Origin of the sequence: Microbacterium sp. ZW CA_36 (assembly GCF_044987475.1) — a bacterium.
Classification (GTDB): Bacteria; Actinomycetota; Actinomycetes; order Actinomycetales; family Microbacteriaceae; genus Microbacterium.
The window spans coordinates 1-4,393 of record NZ_JBJDRL010000119.1; the positions used below are offsets into that span (position 1 = coordinate 1).

At 70.8% G+C, this 4,393-nt stretch carries 4 protein-coding genes; 2 read left to right on the plus strand and 2 right to left on the minus strand.

The genetic code is table 11. The annotated features are described in order from the left end of the window. The first annotated feature begins 87 nt into the window (after positions 1 to 87). Positions 88 to 1,215, plus strand: a complete 1,128-nt coding sequence (locus ACI3KX_RS21845; protein WP_363356414.1) for an Rv2578c family radical SAM protein — start codon at positions 88 to 90, stop codon at positions 1,213 to 1,215. Between the two features lie 21 nt (positions 1,216 to 1,236). On the opposite strand, the gene ACI3KX_RS21850 is transcribed toward ACI3KX_RS21845, so the two are convergent. Further along, the gene (locus ACI3KX_RS21850; protein ID WP_404911065.1) at positions 1,237 to 2,196 is read right to left on the minus strand and encodes an alpha/beta fold hydrolase; all 960 of its coding nucleotides are present in this window, start codon (positions 2,194 to 2,196) and stop codon (positions 1,237 to 1,239) included. 70 nt (positions 2,197 to 2,266) lie between these two features. Here ACI3KX_RS21850 and ACI3KX_RS21855 point away from each other — a divergent pair, with 70 nt between their 5' ends. Beyond that, on the plus strand, positions 2,267 to 2,929 hold the full coding sequence (locus ACI3KX_RS21855; RefSeq protein ID WP_404911066.1) for a TetR/AcrR family transcriptional regulator: 663 nt from the start codon (positions 2,267 to 2,269) through the stop codon (positions 2,927 to 2,929). 67 nt (positions 2,930 to 2,996) lie between these two features. Here ACI3KX_RS21855 and ACI3KX_RS21860 read toward each other — a convergent pair. Further along, on the minus strand, positions 2,997 to 4,393 hold a 1,397-nt coding region (locus ACI3KX_RS21860; RefSeq protein WP_404911067.1), incomplete at its 5' end, for a DEAD/DEAH box helicase.

Sequence of the window (4,393 nt, forward strand, 5' to 3'; positions counted from 1 at the left end):
CCAGCGAGGCGGCATCCGCTCCGTCGATGTTCTACTCGAAGCTATCACTGCCTTGACTTAAGTTCGAAGCTTTGTTCTCATGGATTCATGCGATGGCAGGGACAGGAACTGGGTGTGGCGGATGCCGCGGCCCTGCCTGGCCTCGAGCAGCTGAACGGTCTGGTGCGCTCGGTGACCACTCCCGAGTTCGCCGGCGTCACCTTCCACGAGGTGCTCTGCAAGTCGGCGCTCAACCACGTGCCGAGCGCGTCGGCCATGCCCTTCGACTGGACCGTGAACCCCTACCGCGGCTGCAGTCATGCATGTGTCTACTGCTTCGCCCGGGGGACGCACGAGTACCTCGAGCTCGACGCGGGGCGGGACTTCGACACCCAGGTCGTGGTCAAGGTGAACGTCGCGGAGGTGCTGCGGAAAGAGCTGCGACGCGGCAGCTGGCAGCGCGATCCCGTGATGCTCGGCACCAACACCGATCCGTATCAGCGTGCCGAGGGGCGGTACAAGCTGATGCCCGGGATCGTCTCGGCCCTCACGGAGTCGGGGACGCCGTTCTCGATCCTCACGAAGGGCACGCTGCTGCGGCGCGACCTCCCCATGCTGAAGGATGCCGCCGCCGACGTGCACGTCACCCTCGCGATGTCGATCGCGGTGTTCGACGATGAGCTGCAGCACCTCATCGAGCCCGGCACGCCGAACGCGACCGCCCGGCTGGAGACCGTGCGGGCGGCGACCGAGGCGGGCTTCCGCGTCACCGTGTTCCTGATGCCGATCATCCCGCACCTCACCGATTCCATCGCCGCGATCGATCACGCACTCACCCGCATCAAGGAGGCCGGCGCCGTCCGCGTCGTCTACGGCGCGCTGCACCTGCGCCCCGGCGCCAAGCAATGGTTCCTGCAGTGGCTCGCGGAGCGGCATCCCGAGCTCGTGTCGTCCTACCGAGGGCTGTATCCGGGCGCGACGAGCACGGCTCCGAAGCCCTATCGCACCTGGCTCGCCAAGCGCGTGCGCCCCCTGCTTCGGGTGCATGGTCTCGACGGGAGCGCCGAAGACGAGAGTCCGCGCGGCGCACCGGTCTCGGGCCTGGCCGATCGCGCGGACGCGCGCAGCGCCCCGCCGATCGTCACGACGTCGCGAGGACGCGCGGCGGCCGCCTCGCTGCGCGCGGCACCTGCGCGCGGCACTCCCGGCCCAGAGGCGTCGGCTCGCCTGTTCTGACCAGTCACAGAGCTTCGCGCGCTACGCGGCGACGGATGCCGCGATCAGTTCGTCGGCCGCGGCTGCCGGCATGACCGCTGCTGTACGCGCACCGGACGGAACGGGCGACGTGCGAGCGGCGGACGGCGCTTCGACGTGCTCGAGGACGGCGTCCAGCACGGCATCCGCCACGAGGATGCGATTGTGTCCGAGCCCGGTCGTCGCGAGCAGACGGGCGCCGGCGTGCGCCGACATGATCCGAACGGCCTCGGCGTACGGCACCATGCGGTCGCCTTCGTCGTGGATGACGAGCAGCGGCACGTCAGCGGGGAGCGGGCGCCGCACGCTCGACAGCCACGCGAAAGGATCGGACTGTCCCGGGAAGTAGCGGCTCGCGAAGCGTTCGCTCATCCGTGTCGCTACCGCGTCGGGATAGCGGAGCATGCTCTGGAACTGGCTCAGCAGCAGGTCGGCGTCGGCCGGAGCGGCGATCGTGACGACGCGCGCGGCATCCGTTCCTCCGGCAACCCCCACGAGGGTCGCGAGGCCGCCGAACGAGTGCCCGATCATCGCATCGAAGGTGCCGTAGCGCTGCTGCAGTGCGGAGAAGACATCGAGCCAATCGACGAGGTAGGTGCGGCGGCCGGCCGACGAGCCATGAGCGGGAGCGTCGAACGCGACCACTCGGCAGCCTCCGGCGACGAGCTCGCGGACAAGCGGCGTGAACTGGCTCGCGCGACCGTTCCAGCCGTGCGCCAGCAGCACGGTGCGCGTGCCGCTGCCCCACTCATAGGTGTCGACGTCGACGCCGCGGCGATCCACGCCGGCGATCCGCACGGTGCGGCGGCAGGCGCGCCACATCGTCGCCTCGTCGTCGGGGCGGACGGGTCGTGGCTTCGCCACGGAGCCGAACAGCGGCATCGCGAGGCTGGCTCCCCACTCCGGCGAGACGGCCGCGACGCCTCGAATGGTCACCCCTGCGGCGGTCAGTGCGAGATTCATGATGCTCCGATCCGATGAATACGAACGATCGTACTTATGAATACGAACGATCGTACGGTAACCTGGCGCCATGGCACAAGCACCCGTCGATCGCCGTCGCCTCCGGGGCGATGAATCACGGCGCTCGGTGCTCGCACACGCGGTCGACACGGCGACCGTCGACGGACTCGACGGCCTGACGATCGGGCGACTCGCGGATGCCTCGGGGCACAGCAAGAGCGGCATCGCGACGCTGTTCGGCTCCAAGGAGCAGTTGCAGCTCGCCGTCGTCGCCGCCGCGCGAGAGGTGTTCATCGATCGGGTGGTCGCGCCGGCTCGCGCGCGCACGCCTCGCGGTCTCGTCCGCGTGTGCGCGCTGATCTCGGACTGGCTGGCGTACTCGCGCGACCGCGTCTTCAGCGGTGGATGCTTCTTCGCCGCGACCTCCGTCGAGTTCGATGCCAGACCAGGCGTCGTCCGCGACGCGATCGTCGCGGCGTCCGGCGACTGGGAGGACTACCTCACCGTGAGCATCGAGCACGCGATGGCAGCCGGCGAGCTCCCCCTCCTCGACGACGCACGGCAGCTCACGTTCGAGATGGTGTCGTTCCTCGAGGCCGCGAACACCCGCTCGCTGCTCTACTCGAGCGCCGAGCCGTACCGCCGCGCGGAGGTCGCGCTGCGCGCACGCCTCACCGCGCTCGGCGCCGATCCCGGACTCGTCGCGTCGATCGGCGCTGCTCCCGAGACCTGAGCCCGGTCACCTCGACGACATCGTGTGCTCTCGCCGAGCGAGCCGCGCGCCGCGCCGGGCGCACGCGTCAACGACCGGCGAGTTCCTCCAGCAGCTCGTCGCCGGGGCGTACGTCGTCGAACGGCGCCTCGATGTCGGCGCGCTCCAGCAGGTCGGCGAGGCGATCGCGGCGTGCCCGCGTCACGAGGGTGACGACCGTGCCCGCGCGGCCTGCCCGACCGGTGCGGCCGGAGCGGTGCAGGTACGTCTTGTACTCGTCGGGCGCGTCGGCCTGGACCACCAGATCGATGTCATCGACATGGATGCCGCGGGCAGCGACATCCGTCGCCACGAGCACGTCGATGCGGCCCGACGTGAGCTTCTCGAGGTTGCGGGTACGGCGGGCCTGGTCCAGGTCGCCGTGCAGCGCCAGCGCGCGGATACCGGCCTCGTCGAACTGCTCGGCGAGCATCTCGGCGAACGCACGCGTGCGCGTGAACACGAGCGTCTTGCCGTCGCGGTCCACGAGGGACCGCAGGATCTCGCGCTTGTCGCGGTGGTCGACCACCAGCACCCGGTGGTCGATGGTGCCCGACCGCTGGGTCTCGCCGGCGACCTCGTACACCGCGGGGTCGGTCAGGAACTCGCCGACCAGGGCCGAGACCTCTCCGTCGAGCGTCGCCGAGAAGAGCAGCCGCTGGGCGTCCCGGGGCGTCCGGCGCATGATGCGCTGCACCGGCTCGAGGAATCCCAGCTCGCACATGTGGTCGGCCTCGTCGAGTGCCGCGACGCGCACCTGCGACAGGTCGAGCGCGCGCGACTCGACGAGATCCTCGATGCGGCCCGGCGTGCCGATGACGATGTCGATCCCCTTCTTCAGCGCGCCGAGCTGCCGCGCCTTGGGCACGCCGCCGTAGATCTGCGTGGTGAAGAGGCCGACGCTGCGCGCGATCGGCTGGATCGTCGCGTCGATCTGCAGCGCGAGCTCCCGCGTCGGGGCGAGGATCAGCGCGCGCGGTGGCCGGCCGATCTCGCGCTTCTGCCCCGCCTGCGACCGCAGGACGCTCTCCACGAGCGGCGCGCCGAAGGCGATGGTCTTGCCCGAGCCCGTGCGCCCGCGTGCGAGCACGTCGCGTCCGTCGAGGATCGCGGGGATCGTCGCGGCCTGGATGGGGAACGGATGCTGCGCCCCCAGGTCGGCGATGGCCTTGACGATGTTCTGGCCGAGCCCGAGATCGCCGAACGTGGCGCCTCCGCCCTCGGTCGGCGCGATCGCATCGGCGTCGAGCTTCTCGTGCACGACATCGCGACGTGCGGGCGTCTCTCCTCCACGGGGCGCGGCATCCCGGCGCGGACCGGAATCGCGGCGTGGACCGGAATCGGGGGCGGCAGCATCCCGACCACGGCGGCCGTCGCCGTCGCGATCGCGCCCCGGTGCCGAAGACCGCCCGCCCGTCGCCGGCCGCCCGCGGTCGCCGTCCAAGC

Excerpts from the sequence above, each read along its gene's own strand:
- ACI3KX_RS21845 (WP_363356414.1), top strand. The coding sequence starts at position 88 with ATGCGATGGCAGGGACAGGAACTGGGTGTGGCGGATGCCGCGGCCCTG.
- ACI3KX_RS21850 (WP_404911065.1), bottom strand. The coding sequence starts at position 2,196 with ATGAATCTCGCACTGACCGCCGCAGGGGTGACCATTCGAGGCGTCGCG.
- ACI3KX_RS21855 (WP_404911066.1), top strand. The coding sequence starts at position 2,267 with ATGGCACAAGCACCCGTCGATCGCCGTCGCCTCCGGGGCGATGAATCA.